Source organism: Aeromonas sp. 1805 (genome assembly GCF_013085525.1).
In the GTDB taxonomy this organism is placed as follows: Bacteria; Pseudomonadota; Gammaproteobacteria; order Enterobacterales; family Aeromonadaceae; genus Aeromonas; species Aeromonas hydrophila.
In genome coordinates this window covers 1,295,904-1,313,023 of sequence record NZ_CP038515.1, presented here as the reverse complement: position 1 = coordinate 1,313,023, position 17,120 = coordinate 1,295,904, and the positions used below count along the sequence as shown (strand labels likewise).

At 59.0% G+C, this 17,120-nt stretch carries 13 protein-coding genes; 9 read left to right on the top strand and 4 right to left on the bottom strand.

The genetic code is table 11. The annotated features are described in order from the left end of the window. Window positions 1–93: 93 nt before the first annotated feature. From E5E96_RS06265 to E5E96_RS06245, 5 genes are all read left to right on the top strand, one after another. Window positions 94–3,171 carry a beta-galactosidase gene (locus E5E96_RS06265; protein ID WP_171281751.1) on the top strand — a complete coding sequence of 1,026 codons (3,078 nt, stop codon included), beginning with the start codon at window positions 94–96 and terminating at the stop codon, window positions 3,169–3,171. Window positions 3,172–3,405: 234 nt separating this feature from the next. Then, a complete protein-coding gene (gene mglB, locus E5E96_RS06260) occupies window positions 3,406–4,392 on the top strand; it encodes a galactose/glucose ABC transporter substrate-binding protein MglB (RefSeq protein WP_011707762.1) in 987 nt (328 codons plus the stop codon). A 54-nt stretch (window positions 4,393–4,446) separates the two neighbouring features. Continuing rightward, the gene (gene mglA, locus E5E96_RS06255; RefSeq protein ID WP_011707761.1) at window positions 4,447–5,967 is read left to right on the top strand and encodes a galactose/methyl galactoside ABC transporter ATP-binding protein MglA; all 1,521 of its coding nucleotides are present in this window, start codon (window positions 4,447–4,449) and stop codon (window positions 5,965–5,967) included. A gap of 16 nt (window positions 5,968–5,983) precedes the next feature. Further along, complete coding sequence (gene mglC, locus E5E96_RS06250; protein ID WP_011707760.1) at window positions 5,984–6,994, top strand: galactose/methyl galactoside ABC transporter permease MglC; 1,011 nt, start codon at window positions 5,984–5,986, stop codon at window positions 6,992–6,994. A gap of 51 nt (window positions 6,995–7,045) precedes the next feature. Next, window positions 7,046–8,779: a methyl-accepting chemotaxis protein gene (locus E5E96_RS06245; RefSeq protein WP_171281750.1), complete on the top strand. Its 1,734-nt coding sequence runs from the start codon at window positions 7,046–7,048 to the stop codon at window positions 8,777–8,779. A gap of 601 nt (window positions 8,780–9,380) precedes the next feature. Here the strand turns inward: E5E96_RS06245 and E5E96_RS06240 are convergent. The 3 genes from E5E96_RS06240 to E5E96_RS06230 form a co-directional block, all read right to left on the bottom strand. After that, the gene (locus tag E5E96_RS06240) at window positions 9,381–9,749 is read right to left on the bottom strand and encodes a CopG family transcriptional regulator (RefSeq protein WP_011707758.1); all 369 of its coding nucleotides are present in this window, start codon (window positions 9,747–9,749) and stop codon (window positions 9,381–9,383) included. 1 nt (window position 9,750) lies between these two features. Beyond that, the gene (locus E5E96_RS06235; protein ID WP_011707757.1) at window positions 9,751–10,398 is read right to left on the bottom strand and encodes an AAA family ATPase; all 648 of its coding nucleotides are present in this window, start codon (window positions 10,396–10,398) and stop codon (window positions 9,751–9,753) included. Window positions 10,399–10,498: 100 nt separating this feature from the next. Next, on the bottom strand, window positions 10,499–10,675 hold the full coding sequence (locus E5E96_RS06230) for a hypothetical protein (RefSeq protein ID WP_017409769.1): 177 nt from the start codon (window positions 10,673–10,675) through the stop codon (window positions 10,499–10,501). A gap of 745 nt (window positions 10,676–11,420) precedes the next feature. Here E5E96_RS06230 and arcA point away from each other — a divergent pair. The 4 genes from arcA (at window position 11,421) to E5E96_RS06210 (ending at window position 16,264) form a co-directional block, all read left to right on the top strand. After that, entirely contained in the window at window positions 11,421–12,641 is a 1,221-nt protein-coding gene (gene arcA, locus E5E96_RS06225) for an arginine deiminase (RefSeq protein WP_011707755.1), read from the top strand. A gap of 63 nt (window positions 12,642–12,704) precedes the next feature. Beyond that, window positions 12,705–13,631, top strand: a complete 927-nt coding sequence (gene arcC, locus E5E96_RS06220; protein ID WP_073352119.1) for a carbamate kinase — start codon at window positions 12,705–12,707, stop codon at window positions 13,629–13,631. Window positions 13,632–13,732: 101 nt separating this feature from the next. Then, a complete protein-coding gene (gene argF / locus E5E96_RS06215; protein ID WP_017409770.1) occupies window positions 13,733–14,737 on the top strand; it encodes an ornithine carbamoyltransferase in 1,005 nt (334 codons plus the stop codon). A gap of 123 nt (window positions 14,738–14,860) precedes the next feature. After that, on the top strand, window positions 14,861–16,264 hold the full coding sequence (locus tag E5E96_RS06210; RefSeq protein WP_011707752.1) for a YfcC family protein: 1,404 nt from the start codon (window positions 14,861–14,863) through the stop codon (window positions 16,262–16,264). 177 nt (window positions 16,265–16,441) lie between these two features. Here E5E96_RS06210 and E5E96_RS06205 read toward each other — a convergent pair whose 3' ends face one another. Further along, window positions 16,442–16,933, bottom strand: a complete 492-nt coding sequence (locus tag E5E96_RS06205) for an arginine repressor (protein WP_016352302.1) — start codon at window positions 16,931–16,933, stop codon at window positions 16,442–16,444. Window positions 16,934–17,120 lie beyond the last annotated feature (187 nt).

Here is a 17,120-nt window from a genome sequence, read left to right as displayed (position 1 = left end):
TCGTTTACATCTGTGTGAGCGAGATCGCCGATCACCGGGCAAAACTCCCCTACACTGCATACGTTTTCGGCGTTCATGCAGGGAGAGAGAAGAATGCTCAGGGAGATAGTGGCCCGTCAGGACTGGCAGACCCAGGCGATTACCGCAGTGAATCGGTTGCCTGCCCATACCCCCTTGTTCAGCTGGCGCAGCGAAGCCGCGGCGCGGGATGATCTCGCCTCGCCATCGCGCACCCTGCTGGATGGGGAGTGGCGTTTCTCCTTCTTCGCGGCGCCCGAGCTGGTGCCGGAGCACTGGCTGGTCGAGGATCTGCCGGATGCCTGTGCCATCAAGGTGCCGGGCAACTGGCAGCTGGATGCGGCCTACCCAGGGTTGCGGCCTGCGACAGATGTGCCCATCTACACCAACATCAAATATCCCTTCCCGTGCGATCCACCGCGGGTGCCGGCCGAGAATCCCACCGGCTGCTACTCCCGCGAGTTCAGCGTGCCGGCCGACTGGCTCGTCAGCGGCCAGACCCGGATCATCTTCGACGGGGTGGACAGCGCCTTTCACCTCTTCTGCAACGGTCGCTGGGTCGGTTACTCTCAGGACAGCCGGCTGCCTGCCGAGTTTGATCTGACCTCTTTCCTCTGCAGCGGTGACAACCGGCTGGCAGTGCTGGTGCTGCGCTGGTCCGACGGCTCCTATCTGGAAGATCAGGACATGTGGCGCATGAGCGGCATCTTCCGCTCCGTCAGCCTGCTGCACAAACCGGCCCGTCATCTGATGGACATTAGGGTCGCCCCAGAGCTGGACGCCTGCTATCGCGATGGCCGCCTCAAGATCGCGCTGCAGGCGGCCAATGGGGCTGGTCTGTCGGTGGCGGCCAATCTCTATGACGGCGGTGAGCGGGTGGCGACCCTGCGCCAGCCGATCGGCACGCAAGCCATTGACGAGAAAGGGGCGTATGACGATCGCGCCGAGTGCTGGCTCGAGGTGGCGGCCCCGCGCAAGTGGAGCGCCGAGACCCCCCACCTCTATCGCCTCACCCTGACCCTGCTGGACGAGCAGGGGGAACCTATCGAGAGCGAAGCCTATGACGTGGGCTTTCGGGCGGTGGAGATCCGTGGCGGCCTGCTGCGGGTCAACGGCCAGCCGCTGCTTATTCGCGGCGCCAACCGTCACGAACACGATGCGGCCAGCGGCCATGTGGTGACCCCTGCCGCCATCGAGCAAGATCTGCTGTTGATGAAGCGGCACAACTTCAACGCGGTGCGCTGTTCTCACTATCCCAATCACCCCGAGCTTTATCGGCTGTGCGACCGGCTCGGCCTCTACGTGCTGGACGAGGCGAACCTGGAGACCCACGGCATGACCCCCATGGGGCGGCTGGCGCGGGATCCCGCCTGGAGTAACGCCTTCTTGGAGCGGGTGACCCGCATGGTGGCCCGCGACTTCAATCACCCCAGCATCATCATCTGGTCCCTTGGCAACGAGTCGGGTTACGGCCCGGCCCACGATGCCATGTATGGCTGGGTCAAGCGGGCGGATCCGAGTCGTCCGGTGCAATACGAAGGGGGTGGGGCCGATACGCCGGCCACCGACATCATCTGCCCCATGTATGCCCGCACCCATCAGGATCAGCCTTTCCCGGCGGTGCCCAAGTGGGCGCTGGCCAAGTGGATCGGCCTGCCGGGCGAGACCCGCCCGCTGATCCTGTGTGAATACGCCCACGCCATGGGCAACAGCCTGGGGGGCTATGCCCACTACTGGCAGGCATTTCGCGATCATCCGCGGCTGCAGGGTGGTTTCGTCTGGGATTGGGTCGATCAGGGACTGGACAAGCTGACCGATGACGGCCGCTATTTCTGGGCCTATGGCGGTGATTTCGGCGATACCCCGAATGATCGCCAGTTCTGCTGCAACGGTTTGGTGTTCCCCGACCGCACCCCCCATCCCGCCCTGTTCGAGGCAAAACGTGCCCAGCAGCCGTTCGGGTTGAGGCTGCTCGAGCGGCAACCGCTGACGGTCGAGATCCGCAGCGAGTACCTGTTTCGCGAGACGGACAACGAGCGGTTGCAGTGGCGGTTGTGCGAAGACGGCGTGGTGGTGAGCCAGGGTGAATGCCCACTCACCCTGGCGCCGCAGGGAAGCGTGACGCTGACTCTGCTGGAGCGGTTGCCGGCCTTTGCGCCGGGGGCGCTCGCCTGGCTGGATCTCGCCATCGTGCAGCTTGCCGCCACGCCCTGGTCTGCGGCCGGTCACGAGGTGGCGCGCCAGCAATGCATGTTGCCTGCGCCGCTGGCGCTGCCTGTCGCCCGCACGCCGGCCACCTTTATTGAGCTGGCGGATGGCTGGCAGATCCGGGTGGCCACCAGCGAGTGGCGGTTGGACAAGGCCAGTGGCCGCGTCCACAGCTGGTGCAAGCTGGGCCGCGAGCAGCTGAAAGAGGCCATCGCCGATCACTTCTATCGGGCGCCGCTCGACAACGACATTGGTACCAGCGAGGCGGATCACGCCGATCCCAACGCCTGGATCGCTCGCTGGCAGGAGGCCGGGCTCAATGAATTGCAGCACCGCTGCCTCGACCTGGTAGTGAGCCCTGACCAAGGGGTTGTGACTGTGCGTCATGGCTACTTCGTCGGCGATACGCTCAAGCTGCTGACCCGCTGGCGCCACCAGTTCGATCAGGATGGGGCCATGCGCCTCGCCATCGAGGTGCAGGTAGCGGCCGAGATGCCCTCCCTGCCGCGCATCGGCGCCCGGCTCTGGCTGACCGACGAAGTGCTGGCGACAGGGGAGGAGGTGAGCTGGCTGGGGCGTGGTCCGCACGAGAACTATCCGGATCGCCTGCTGGCTGCCGACCTCGGTCGCTGGCAGTCGTCGCTCGATGCGCTGCACACCGCGTATGTGTTCCCGACCGACAACGGACTGCGCTGCGACACCCGCCAGCTGCAACTGGGTAGTGTCGAGGTCGAGGGGCTGTTCCATTTCAGCCTGAGCCGCTTCAGTCAGCAGCAGCTGGCACAGGCCCGCCACCAGACCGATCTGGTGGCCGAGGGAGGGCTGCACCTCTGTCTCGATGGCTTTCATATGGGGATTGGGGGCGATGATTCCTGGAGCCAGAGCGTGCGGCCGGAATATTGGTTGCAGCCGGGCGGCTACTATTGGAACTGTGTTCTACGCTGAATCTGAGCGATTGCTTAACAAGAAATAGCCTCGTTCAGGGCTTAAGTCTTGATGAGTAACTATAACTGCATGATTTTTAATTGATTTGTTGCTATGTAACAGAGTGTAAACGTTTTCATTTTGTTGTCATGATCACAGATTGTCATACAACAAACTGATTACATTAGGCTGGCGCCAGTTCACTTGGTGTACAGCATTCCCTACAAAAACAGATAGAGAGATCGGAGCATAACAATGAAAAAGATCACGACCATTGCCGCCGTACTGATGAGCCTGATGGCTGGGGCCACCGCTCATGCCGAAACCCGCATCGGGGTGACCGTCTACAAATACGACGACAACTTCATGGCGGTAGTGCGCAAGGCAATCGAGAAGGAAGCTGCGGCCAACCCTGGGGTGGAGCTGCTGATGAATGACTCCCAGAATGACCAGTCCAAGCAGAACGATCAGGTCGACGTACTGCTGGCCAAAGGCGTGAAGGCGCTGGCCATCAACCTGGTTGACCCGGCGGCGGCCCCGGTCGTGATCGAGAAGGCCCGTGGCGAGGACGTGCCCGTGGTGTTCTACAACAAGGAGCCGAGCGCTGCCGATCTCGCCAGCTATGACAAGGCTTACTACGTGGGTACCGACTCCAAGGAGTCAGGCATCATCCAGGGTCAGCTGATCGCCAAGCACTGGAAAGCCAACCCGGCCTGGGATCTGAACAAGGACGGCGTCATCCAGTTCGTGCTGCTCAAGGGCGAGCCGGGTCACCCCGATGCCGAAGCCCGCACCACCTACGTCATCAAGACGCTGAACGACGGCGGCATCAAGACCGAGCAGCTGCACATGGATACCGGTATGTGGGATACCGCCATGGCCAAGGACAAGATGGACGCCTGGATCTCCGGCCCCAATGCCAACAAGATCGAAGTGGTCATCGCCAACAACGATGGCATGGCGATGGGTGCCGTCGAGTCGCTGAAGGCCCAGGGCAAGACCGCCATCCCGGTATTCGGGGTTGATGCCCTGCCGGAAGCGCTGGCACTGGTCAAGAGCGGTGCCATGGCCGGTACCGTGCTGAACGATGCCGCCAACCAGGCCAAGGCGACTTACGAGCTGACCAAGAACCTGGCGGAAGGCAAAGCGGCCGGTGAAGGCACCAAGTGGAACATCGTCAACAAGGTTGTGCGCGTTCCCTACGTTGGTGTCGATGCTGACAACCTGTCCAAATTCGAATAATTCCCTCCTCCCGGGCAAGGGGTCTCCCCTTGCCCTCAGTTTCAACCAGATGTGATGGCTGATATGACAACACAGCAACAATCAGAATGGCTGTTGGAGATGATTGACGTCAGTAAAAGCTTTCCCGGCGTCAAGGCACTCGATAATGTCAATTTACGGGTCCGTCCTCATTCTGTGCATGCGTTGATGGGCGAGAACGGGGCAGGAAAATCCACGTTGCTCAAGTGCCTGTTCGGCATTTACGAGAAGGATCAGGGCAAGATCTTCTTCAAGGGGCAGGAGATCAACTTCACCTCCTCCAAAGAGGCGCTGGAGAATGGCGTCTCCATGGTGCATCAGGAGTTGAACCTGGTGCTGCAACGCTCGGTGATGGACAACATGTGGCTCGGCCGCTATCCCACCAAGGGGCTGTTCGTCGACCACGGCAAGATGTATCAGGACACCAAGCATATCTTCGACGAGCTGGACATCGACATCGACCCGCGGGTCAAGGTCGGAACCCTCTCCGTCTCCCAGATGCAGATGATCGAGATCGCCAAGGCGTTCTCCTACGACGCCAAGATCGTCATCATGGACGAGCCCACTTCCTCGCTGACCGAGAAAGAGGTGAGCCACCTCTTCAAGATCATCAACAAGCTCAAGGAGAAGGGCTGCGGCATCGTCTACATCTCCCACAAGATGGAAGAGATCTTCCAGCTGTGTGACGAGATCACCATATTGCGGGATGGCCAGTGGGTAGCGACCCAGCCGCTCAAGGGCATGACCATGGATCAGATCATCGGCATGATGGTCGGTCGTGAGTTGACCCAGCGCTTCCCGGAGAAGACCAACCAGCCGAAAGAGGTGATCCTCGAAGTCGAGCACCTGACGGCGAAGAACCAACCCTCCATTCAGGACATCACCTTCAACCTGCACAAGGGGGAGATCCTCGGCATCGCCGGACTGGTGGGGGCCAAGCGCACCGACATCGTCGAGACCCTGTTCGGCATCCGCGATCGCAGTGAAGGGATCATCAAGCTGCACGGTCAGCCGGTGGCGAACCACAATGCCCACGAGGCGATCCGCAACGGCTTTGCACTGGTGACCGAGGAGCGGCGCTCCACCGGCATCTATTCGCGCCTCGACATCGCCTTCAACTCCCTGATCGCCAACATGGACAACTACAAGGGTTCCATGGGGCTGCTCAGCGACAACAAGATGAAGAGTGATACCCAGTGGGTCATCGACTCCATGCGGGTCAAGACACCGACCCAGCAGACCCAGATCGGCTCCCTGTCGGGAGGCAACCAGCAGAAGGTGATCATCGGCCGCTGGCTGCTGACCCAGCCGGAGATCCTGATGCTGGACGAACCGACTCGCGGCATCGATGTGGGTGCCAAGTTCGAGATCTATCAGCTCATCCTGGAGCTGGCGAAGAAGGACAAGGGCATCATCATCATCTCGTCGGAAATGCCCGAACTGCTCGGCATCACGGATCGCATCATGGTCATGAGCAATGGCCGGGTCGCCGGGATCGTCAATACCAAAGAAACTGACCAGAGCGAGATACTGCGCCTGGCATCTCTGTACCTCTAGAGACAGGAAGACATTTATGGAGTCGGCTAAAAATTTCAATCTGATGCGGGCGCTCAAGGAGAACGGCATCTACGTGGTGCTGCTGGTGCTGCTCATGATCATCGTGATCAAGGAACCCTCCTTCCTGAGTCTCACCAACTTCAGCAACATCCTGACCCAGTCTTCGGTACGGGTCATCATAGCGCTGGGGGTGGCAGGCATCATCATCACCCAGGGTACGGATCTGTCGGCCGGTCGTCAGGTCGGCCTGGCGGCGCTCATCGCGGCGACCATGCTGCAGGCGCTGACCAACGTCAACAAGGTGTTTCCCAGCCTGGGTGAAGTGCCCATTCCGGCGGTGATCCTGCTGGTGTGCGTGGTGGGGGCCCTGATTGGTCTGGTCAACGGTCTCATCGTGGCTTATCTGAACGTCACCCCGTTCATTACCACCCTGGGCACCATGATCATCGTCTACGGCATCAACTCCCTCTACTTTGACTCGGTAGGGGCTTCGCCGGTGGCCGGTTTTGACCCCCGTTTCTCCAGCTTCGCGCAGGGGTTCATCAAGCTGGGCGGCTTCAAGCTATCCTATCTGACCTTCTATGCCGCCATCGCCAGCGTGTTCGTCTGGGTACTGTGGAACAAGACCCGCTTTGGCAAGAACATCTTCGCCATCGGCGGCAACCCGGAAGCCGCCAAGGTTTCCGGCGTCAACGTGGCGGTCAATCTGGTGATGATCTATGCGCTGGCAGGGGTGTTCTACGCCTTCGGCGGCATGCTGGAAGCGGGCCGGATCGGCAGTGCCACCAACAACCTCGGCTTCATGTATGAACTCGATGCCATCGCCGCCTGCGTGGTGGGCGGGGTGTCGTTTGCCGGTGGGGTGGGCACGGTCGCCGGGGTGATCACCGGGGTACTCATCTTTACATTGATCAACTATGGTTTGACCTATATCGGGGTCAGCCCTTACTGGCAGTTCATCATCAAGGGCGGCATCATCATTCTGGCGGTGGCGCTGGACTCCATGAAGTACGCCAAGAAGAAATAACGATTGGCAGAGAGGGTTGGCAGTGCCAGCCCTCTCTTCTGGAGGGATCCCATGCCATTCAAGGTCAAGATTTACGTCTTGCTGCTGCTGGCCATTCTGGTCACCATCGGCACTGCCTGGTTCAGCGTCAATCACTTCATCAGCGCCTATATCCGCACTCAGGCCACCCAGAACATCAACGAGCAGATCACCCTGGTCAAAGAGAAGCTGGCCAGCGACATCAATCAAAAAATCCTGCTGGCGGCCAACCTCAACTTCGGGGTGACCAACGTCAAGAAGACGCTGGAAGAGACCGGCTTTCACAATATCGTCAAGGTTATTGGCGACATGGCGTTCGACGTGAGTGGGGTCATCAACGATACGGCCAAGGTCGATGCGCTGCGCAAGCTGATCCCCGCCGCCAACAACCAGATCACCGTCAGCCCCCTGCAGCAGGTGGATGGCAAGCCCGTCATCTCCATTCTGGTGCCGCGAGGGGCCGACTCTGCCTACCTTTATTACCTCGACATGAGCGAGTTCAAGAACCTGCTGGAGAAGGTGAGCGGCGAGGGGCGTTACTTCTCGCTGGCCGATGGGCAGGGCAATGTGCTCTACAGCAGCAAGCCGCAGGGAGAGAGCGAGGCTCGTCCCAATGCGCTGGATATTCGCGGCAGCAGCTGGACGCTGACCGGCTATATCGATCTCGACTACATCCGTATCATGACCCAGGCACTCAACGGCCAGATCATCATGGCGTTGCTCGGGGTTGCCGTGGTGGTGATGGTGCTCGCCGTACTGGCGCTCAATCTCGCCTACCGTCCCATCCTTTCGCTGCGGGATCTGGTGCTGGAGCTCTCCCGTGGCAGCGGCGACCTGACCCGTCGGCTGGCGGTAACCAGTACCGATGATCTGGGCCAGATTTCGGCCGGCATCAACCGCTTTATCGAGCGGCTGCAGGAGATGATGAACGAGGTACGGCAGGCCAGCGGCCAGCTCAACAGCGGTATCGAGGGGCTGGCCAGCCAGACCGGGGCCGCCCAGTCCCTGCTGGCAGATCATGTGCGGGAAACCGAACAGGTGGTGACCGCCATCAACGAGATGAGTCGCACCGCAGTCTCCGTCTCTGAGAGTGCGGCCAGCACGGCCCAGCTGACCGGCCAGAGCCAGCAGCTGGCGAGCCAGTCCCGTCAGGTGGTGGATCAGGCCATGGCCAGCGTGATGGCGCTGGTGGATGAAGTGGAGGCCACTGCCCGCTCCATCGAGGCGATGCAGCAAGATGTGCAGCAGATTGGCTCCGTGCTGGGGGTTATCGGCAGCATAGCCGAGCAGACCAACCTGCTGGCCCTCAACGCCGCCATCGAGGCGGCCCGGGCTGGCGAGCAGGGGCGCGGTTTTGCGGTGGTGGCCGACGAGGTGCGCTCCCTCGCCGCTCGCACCCAGCAGAGCACGGCGGAGATCCAGACCATGCTGGCCAGTCTGCAGCGGGGTACCCAGACGGTGGTGGATGCCATGAGCAACACCAAGCAGAGTTGCCAGGGCGCCGCCGAGAACACCACCCGGGTCAATGAATCGCTGGATCTGATGGCGGGAGAGGTGGTGGAGATCAACGATCTTATCAGCCACATCGCCACGGCGGCGGAGCAGCAGAGCGCGGTAGCCGAAGAGATCAATCGCAACATGAGTGCGATTGCCGAGGTGATCCGGCAGCTGACTCACAACGGGGAGGAGACGGTAGCCAGCTCCGCCGCGATGCAGCAGACCTACGACAGGCTGCGGGAGATTGTGGGCCACTTCCGGCTCGAGTAGATGCCGGAGGTTGGCCGCCGAAGAAAAATAGCCAAAAAAGATGGGGGCGACTTGCGTCGCCCCCGATAGTCTTATCGCTCATGTCCTTGAACGAAGTTGCTCCCTGCAATCCCTGACTATACCTCTTCCTTTAGGTTTCCCCTTCCCAATCCTTTGGGGTGTCCTTTAGCCATCATGGCCTGACGAGTCATCCGTTCCCGTCGCACTTTCTCCGTCCTGGGAGGTGTCCTTTACCACATCCTGTGGTGAGTCCATTTGCCCAACCCTGGCAGCCAGTCTTCCTGACCGACTTCATTGCGTCCGTGCAGGAGTAACTATAAGGATTTCACGGGGCACGACAACGGCAGATTGAAAAACGTTTTTACGCATCTCGTTACGAAGGAAACTTGTTTCGATATATTTCATTTTAAATCAGTGGTTTGTTTTATTTGTGTTCAGGTTTTTTGATCCTATCTTCCGACTATCGCGAGAGCTTTTTCGGCGCTTTACTCACGAGGTGAATGGCGAATATCTCACAAGCCGTTTAACCGGGGTTCAGAAAAGGATAAGGGGAGCAGAGCGCGGGGAACTGGGGGCGATAATCAGTGTCACGACTGTCGTGTCAGTTGTGTTCCTGCAGCCGTTCATAGATGGTTTGGCGCTCTTCCGGGCTCAAGGAGGAGAAGTAATGGGTAAACAGACGCAGCAACAGGGATTTGTTCATGCCATCCTGCTGGGTCAGGCTGCCAAGCTCATCGATGGCGGTGGTACTCAGGGAAAAGGTCGCTTTTTTGTAGCTGGGTTTCAGGTGTTCACCATTCTCGATGAAGGCGAGTGCTGTGAGGGCTTCCTCCCGATGCAGATTCAGCTCCAGGCTGACAACCTTGGGTTTGCCCTTGGCGTAGAAGTCAGCATCTTCGATGAACTCGTCAATGGTGAACTTCTTCTGATGATGCAGATTGTGTTTCTTCTTCAGGTCGGCAAGGCCCATCTCACACCCCCAGCTCCAGAAACTCCTTGGCGATGGCCCGGATCTCTTCGGCCGATTTGCCATCCGGTTCTATTTCCATCACCGACAGCCCCTTCTCCTCGCTGTCGTCGTAGACATTGCGGCCATAGGTAATGGAGTTGAGAACGTCGACACCGAAGGAAGAGCACACCTCCTTGGCCTCCAGGATCCGTTTCACCTGATTGGGCAGGGCAGGGCACTGGGTCAGCACCACGGCCGCCCGCAGGCTGGGGTTGACCATCTTGCAGGTGGTGATGAGGTCTTCCATGTGCGGCAAGGTCTTGAGGTCGCGGCGCTTGGGGCGCAGCGGGATCAGGGCGTGGGTGGCAACTGCCATGGTGGAACGCAATGCCCGGTTGTCCTGGCCGCCGCAATCGACAATGAGATAGTCATAGCGGTTCTTCAGGCTGAGCAGGTCGTTGCGGATGTTGCCGTAGAGCTGAACACAATTTATCTGGGGCAGGTCCGGATTGTCATTGCGCTCCTGGATCCAGTCCGAGGTGGTGCGCTGTGGATCGCAATCGACCAGCAACACCTCGCCATGAAACTGGGTCCTAAGGTAAACCGCCAGATTCTGGGCCAGGCAACTCTTGCCGCTCCCCCCTTTTTCGCCACCGACCAGCAGGATCATGACCGTCTCCTATCCCTATGAAAAACAGCTGCATTGAGTATAGGAGGGGGTTGGGCCATGACAAGCCAAGAGGAGGTGGCCTCCTCTTGGGCTCTCACTCTCAGTAGTGCTGGCTGCCGCCATACCACTGACAGACATAGGCCGGCACCAGCATCTGGGGAGCCTTATCGACCTGGCATACCACCAGCGGCATGGCCGGCGCCCCTTCTGCACTGACCAGTGCTGGGGTCATGGGCAGCAGCAGGCTTGCAAACAACAGCAGTGATTTGATCTTCATGGTTAGCTCCTTGGTGATAAAACGGGTGTGATCCTGATCACTTTCTGAGTTAAGCCGAGGTGGTTGGTGACGCAAGGTGCTGAAATAAATTCAACTAATGAAAAAAGTTTGAAAAGAGCCGATGGCAGGCGTCCTGAAAAATGAGCGGCCAAGATGCGGGCTGGGTGCATATCCATATAAATGATGAGCTGGCAGGTGCGCCGCAGCGGGCCTGCGCGAGCGGGTTAGACGAGATGCCATGATCTGGGACAACAAACAGATTATTCAGTGAGCAGGCAGGCAATGACTATTTATTTCCCCGTATCACCGCTCTGAAATCTCATAAAATTCATTTTTTTGCATATTAAATTCAATGAATGTTGATTCTGTTTTTATCTATATGAAATTGAAGGTTTTTTGTTTTCCTATATATCCCTTAGTAGATATAGTGGATGAATGAAACAAGAAGAAATATGAAAAATTCACGATGAAAAGTGCGTATTTAAACGAAGGTGATGAATGGGAGATTGTCAGTTCTGTTATCCCTATCAAAGAATAAACCGTGATTTTATTCAGTTATAAGTGAATGTGATCAATGTCTAAGTTTGGCGTGATTGGCAGGTCTAACCTCGGTCTAGAAAGGCAAGGGCAGGATAGAACACAAGCCGATTACCCTACATAAAGAATATCCCGCCTTAGCCACGAGCATGAATAGAAGGAATCTATTCAATCACTCGCAGGGACCACTGCTAGACGGAATATAATCATGAGCAAATTTTATGTAGGTTCTGAAGTTGGCCAATTGCGCCGTGTCATGTTGCACCGCCCCAACCTCAGTCTGAAGCGTCTGACTCCTTCCAACTGCCAGGATCTGCTGTTTGATGACGTCCTGTCGGTTGAACGTGCCGGTCAGGAGCACGACAAATTCGCTCAGGTACTGCGCGATCAGAATGTCGAAGTTTTCCTGCTGACCAATCTGCTGGCCGAAACTCTGGACGTGCCGGAAGCCAAAACCTGGCTGCTGCAACATCAGGTCTCCGACTATCGCCTCGGCACCTCCTTTGCCAACGACGTGCGCTGCTTCCTGGCAGACATGCCGCACCGTGAACTGGCCCGCATTCTCTCCGGCGGCCTGACCTACTCCGAGATGCCCTACAGCGGCGTCAACATGGTCGTCGGCATGCACGCCCCAACCGACTTCATCATCGAGCCGCTGCCCAACCACCTCTTTACCCGTGACACCTCCTGCTGGGTCTATGGTGGCGTTTCCATCAACCCCATGGCCAAGGCCGCCCGTCGTCGCGAGACCAACCACGTGAAGGCCATCTACCGCTGGCACCCGCAGTTCGCCGGTCAGGACTTCATCAAATACTTCGGTGATGAAGATCGCGACTACGACAACTCCACCATCGAGGGGGGTGACGTGCTGGTCATCGGCCGCGGTTCCGTGCTCATCGGCATGTCCGAGCGCACCACACCGCAAGGGGTCGAGCATCTGGCTCGCGGCCTGTTCAAACACGGCCAGGCCAAACAGGTCATCGCCATGCAATTGCCGAAACACCGCAGCTGCATGCACCTCGATACCGTCATGACCCACATGGACATAGACACCTTCTCCGTTTATCCGGAAGTCATCCGCAAGGATGTGAACTGCTGGAGCCTGACTCCGGGCGGCGCCACCGGCATGAACATCAAGGAAGAGGGTTACTTCGTCACCGCCATCGAGAAGGCGCTGGGTGTCGATCAGCTCAAGCTCATCACCACCGGCGGTGACACCTTCGAGGCCGAGCGCGAGCAGTGGAACGATGCCAACAACGTGCTGACCGTGCGCCCCGGCGTGGTGGTGGGTTACGAGCGCAATACCTACACCAACGAGAAGTACGACAAGGCAGGCATCACAGTGCTGCCCATCCCGGGTGAAGAGCTGGGACGTGGTCGCGGCGGCGCCCGCTGCATGAGCTGCCCGATGGAACGCGACGGCATCTAACAAGACGGCGTGGCGCCGGCAAGAGGCCGGCGCCACAGATACCAAGACTCGAGAGTAACACTCATGAAAAAACCAACTGTCGTCGTCGCCCTGGGTGGCAATGCTCTGCTCCGTCGTGGCGAGCCGCTCGAAGCTGACATCCAGCGCAAAAACATCGCCACTGCGGCCAAGACCATCGCCCTGATCGCTCAGGAGTACAACGTGGTGCTGGTGCATGGCAACGGCCCACAAGTCGGTCTGCTGGCCCTGCAAAACAGTGCCTACACCAAGGTATCCCCCTATCCGCTGGATGTGCTGGGTGCCGAGTCCCAAGGCATGATCGGCTACATGCTGATCCAGGAGCTGAAGAACCTGATGCCGAGCCGCAACGTCACCGCGCTGCTGACCCAGGTGCAGGTTGATCCCAAGGATCCGGCGTTTGCCAATCCGACCAAATTTATCGGCCCCGTCTACGAAGAGGCTGAAGCCCGCACCCTGGCGACCGAGAAGCACTGGGTGGTCAAGGCTGACGGCAAGTTCTTCCGCCGCGTGGTGCCGTCCCCGCTGCCCCAGCGCATCGTCGAAGGCGACGCCATCGAAACCCTGATCGCCCAGGGTCACCTCATCATCTGTACCGGTGGTGGTGGCATCCCGGTGACCTGGGATGGCCAGAGCCTGACCGGCATCGAAGCCGTCATCGACAAGGACATGTCTGCCGCCTATCTGGCCAAGCAGATCAAGGCCGACGCCCTGCTGATCCTGACCGATGCCGATGCCGTCTATCTGGATTGGGGCAAACCGACCCAGCGTCCGCTGCGGATCACCAGCCCGGATGAGCTGGCCGGGGTCAAGTTCGATGCCGGCTCCATGGGACCGAAAGTCGAAGCCTCCTGTGAATTTGTCAAAGCTACCGGCGGCATGGTCGGCATCGGTTCGCTGGAAGATGGCCTGGCCATCCTCAAGGGCGAAGCCGGTACCAATATCGTCGCCACCCGTACCGTGAATGCGTAATTGAAACTCGGCCCTCCGGGGTCTGCACAAATCTGTACTGAAGAATGCGTAGTCAACACTACTGCCTAAATTGGTCTGAACAAATATAGAGAGAACTCATCATGGCTTTTAATCTGCGTAACCGTAACTTCTTGAAATTGCTGGACTTCACCCCGCGCGAAATCCAATACATGATCGATCTGGCCATCGACCTGAAGAAAGCCAAATACGGTGGCTATGAGCGTAAACACCTGACCGGCAAAAACATTGCCCTGATCTTCGAGAAGACCTCCACCCGTACCCGTTGTGCGTTTGAAGTGGCGGCCTTCGACCAGGGGGCGCAAGTCTCCTACCTCGGCCCAAGCGGTTCCCAGATTGGTCACAAGGAGTCCATGAAGGACACCGCCCGGGTACTGGGTCGCATGTATGACGGCATCGAATACCGTGGCTACGGTCAGGAGATCGTGGAAGAGCTGGGTGCCTATGCCGGTGTACCGGTCTGGAACGGCCTGACCAACGAATTCCACCCGACCCAGATCCTGGCCGACTTCATGACCATGCTGGAGCACGGCAAGGGCAAGCGTCTGGATCAAATCAAGTTCGCCTACCTGGGTGATGCCCGCAACAACATGGGCAACTCCCTGATGGTCGGCGCCGCCAAAATGGGCATGGACATCCGCCTGGTTGCGCCGAAAGCCTTCTGGCCGGAAGAAGAGTTGGTTGCCAAGTGCCGCCTGATCGCCGAAGAAACCGGCGCACGCATCACCCTGACCGAAGATGTCAAAGAGGGTGTGCTGGGTACCGACTTCCTCTACACCGACGTCTGGGTTTCCATGGGTGAAGCGAAAGAAGCCTGGGATCAACGCGTCAAACTGATGACCCCGTATCAGGTCAACATGGATGTCATCAACGCCACCAAGAACCCGGATGTGAAGTTCATGCACTGCCTGCCGGCGTTCCACAACGATGAGACCACCATGGGCAAGGAAGTGGCTGACAAATATGGTATGAAAGGCCTGGAAGTGACCGAGGACGTGTTCGAATCCGAGCACAGCATCGTGTTCGACGAGGCCGAAAACCGGATGCACACCATCAAGGCAGTGATGGTTGCTACGCTGGGCGACTAAGGTCGCAGTAGTGGTGCCGGGGGGTGACCCCCGGCTTTTCGACCATGTGACAGCGGCATAATACCTCTAACCCTACGACCCGCAGCCTGCATGGATACCACACCCACAGAAGGAAGCTGGACCATGACCAAATTCAAGTTCCCGTCAGCCTACACGATACTGTTCGTGCTGATCGCCCTGGTGGCCGCCCTGAGCTGGATAGTGCCGGCCGGCAAATATGAAATGACCATGAACGAGGCCCTCGGCAAGGAAGTGCCGGTGGCTGGTACCTACAAACTGGTGGAGGGCAATCCCCAGGGGATCGTCGATGTGCTGCTGGCACCTATCGACGGTCTTTATAACCATGACACCTATCAGGCAGGCGCCATCGACGTCTCCCTGTTCATCCTGATCATCGGTGGTTTTCTTGGCATTGTGACCAAGACAGGCGCCATCGATGCCGGTATCGAGCGTGTAACCGACCGTCTGCGCGGCCGGGAAGAGTGGATGATCCCGATCCTGATGGCGCTGTTCGCCGCGGGCGGTACCATCTACGGCATGGCGGAAGAGTCGCTGCCGTTCTACACCCTGCTGGTGCCGGTGATGATGGCCGCCCGCTTCGACCCGGTGGTGGCTGCCGCAACCGTATTGCTGGGGGCCGGTATCGGTACCCTGGGCTCTACCATCAACCCGTTCGCCACCGTGATTGCCGCCAACGCGGCCGGTATCTCCTTCACCGACGGCATCTGGTTGCGCGTCGCCATGCTGGTTGCCGGCTGGCTGCTGTGCGTGGCCTATGTGATGCGTTACGCCAAGATGGTGCGCAACGACCCGAGCAAATCCCTGGTGGCTGACAAGTGGGAAGAGAACCGTGCCCACTTCCTTGGCAACAAGAGCGACCAGATGCTGGAGTTCACCCTGACCCGTAAAATCGTGCTGGGTATCTTCGTCGCCGCCTTCGCCGTGATGATCTACGGGGTGGCTGTGCTGGGCTGGTGGATGGCGCAGATCTCCGGCGTGTTCCTGGCCGCCGCCATCATAGTCGGTGTCATCTCCCGCATGAGTGAAGAGGAGCTGACCTCCAACTTTATCGACGGTGCCCGCGACCTGCTCGGCGTCGCCCTCATCATAGGTATCGCCCGCGGTATCGTGGTGGTGATGGACAACGGCATGATCACTCACACCATCTTGCACAGTGCAGAAGGGATCGTGACCGGCCTCTCCACCGTGGTGTTCATCAACGTGATGTTCGTGCTGGAAGTGGTGCTCTCCTTCCTGGTGCCGTCCTCCTCCGGTCTGGCCGTGCTGACCATGCCGATCATGGCACCGCTGGCCGACTTCGCCAACGTGGGTCGCGAGCTGGTGGTTACCGCCTATCAGTCCGCCTCCGGCCTGGTGAACCTGGTGACCCCGACCTCCGCCGTGGTCATGGGTGGCCTGGCGATTGCCAAGGTGCCCTACGTACGCTGGCTGAAATGGGTGGCCCCGTTGCTTGGCCTGCTGACCGTGCTGATCGTGGTCTGCCTGAGCCTGGGTGCAGTGCTCTGATCCACCACGAAGAGAAAGCTGAAAACGGGAGCCGGTGGCTCCCGTTTTTTATGGCTGATTCATGACGATTCAAGCCGTGGGGAGGGGAGAACGGGTGAGGATGAGCCGCCTTGGCGCATATCAGCGGCAACAAAAAGGCGACCTTCTGGTCGCCTCGATTTCTTCGGGGGAGAGGGCTTAGCGGGCTTGGGCCAGGGTGCGTACCACGGCGGCGTGGGCCTGACGGGTGCGGCTGATGTGGCGCGGGGCAACCAGCACCACGTCGTTGCCGGCGACGGCGCCCATGATCTCGGGATTGGCGTTGCGATCCAGCAGGCGGGCCACCACGGTGGCGGCGCCCGGGGTGGTGTGGATCAGCACCATCTGCTGGTTGTGCACCACTTCGCGCACCATGTCGTGGATGGAGCGGGTACTGCCAGCGGGCTCCAGTTGCTCGTCCACCAGGGTGTAGACCTTCTTGCCGTTGGCGTTTTGGGCCTTGGCCACGCCGAGCCGGCGCAGCAGACGGGAGATGGTGGACTGGCTGATGTCAGCGAAACCGCGCTCCGACAGCTCGCGGCGGATCTCCTCCTGGGTGCTGTAGCAGTGCTGACCGATGATCTGGCGACAGGCATCCAGCTGGGCCAGATCGGGCTCTTGTTCCACGGGACGACTGAGGGTTTTGACCACGGCGAATTCCTTTGATGATGACCGACGGTAAACGCTCGATATCTGCCGCATTCGCTGAATATCAGCAAAAAATACTGGCAATCAATGCACTGGCAGGAAATGAGCGGGAATAGCTCTGTTTGGATGGCAAATTATAACCAACTGGTTATTTGGTGATGTGACAGGGGTCAAAAATGGGCCCCTTGGG

Excerpts from the sequence above, each read along its gene's own strand:
- E5E96_RS06265 (WP_171281751.1), top strand. The coding sequence starts at position 94 with ATGCTCAGGGAGATAGTGGCCCGTCAGGACTGGCAGACCCAGGCGATT.
- mglB (WP_011707762.1), top strand. The coding sequence starts at position 3,406 with ATGAAAAAGATCACGACCATTGCCGCCGTACTGATGAGCCTGATGGCT.
- mglA (WP_011707761.1), top strand. The coding sequence starts at position 4,447 with ATGGCTGATATGACAACACAGCAACAATCAGAATGGCTGTTGGAGATG.
- mglC (WP_011707760.1), top strand. The coding sequence starts at position 5,984 with ATGGAGTCGGCTAAAAATTTCAATCTGATGCGGGCGCTCAAGGAGAAC.
- E5E96_RS06245 (WP_171281750.1), top strand. The coding sequence starts at position 7,046 with ATGCCATTCAAGGTCAAGATTTACGTCTTGCTGCTGCTGGCCATTCTG.
- E5E96_RS06240 (WP_011707758.1), bottom strand. The coding sequence starts at position 9,749 with ATGGGCCTTGCCGACCTGAAGAAGAAACACAATCTGCATCATCAGAAG.
- E5E96_RS06235 (WP_011707757.1), bottom strand. The coding sequence starts at position 10,398 with ATGATCCTGCTGGTCGGTGGCGAAAAAGGGGGGAGCGGCAAGAGTTGC.
- E5E96_RS06230 (WP_017409769.1), bottom strand. The coding sequence starts at position 10,675 with ATGAAGATCAAATCACTGCTGTTGTTTGCAAGCCTGCTGCTGCCCATG.
- arcA (WP_011707755.1), top strand. The coding sequence starts at position 11,421 with ATGAGCAAATTTTATGTAGGTTCTGAAGTTGGCCAATTGCGCCGTGTC.
- arcC (WP_073352119.1), top strand. The coding sequence starts at position 12,705 with ATGAAAAAACCAACTGTCGTCGTCGCCCTGGGTGGCAATGCTCTGCTC.
- argF (WP_017409770.1), top strand. The coding sequence starts at position 13,733 with ATGGCTTTTAATCTGCGTAACCGTAACTTCTTGAAATTGCTGGACTTC.
- E5E96_RS06210 (WP_011707752.1), top strand. The coding sequence starts at position 14,861 with ATGACCAAATTCAAGTTCCCGTCAGCCTACACGATACTGTTCGTGCTG.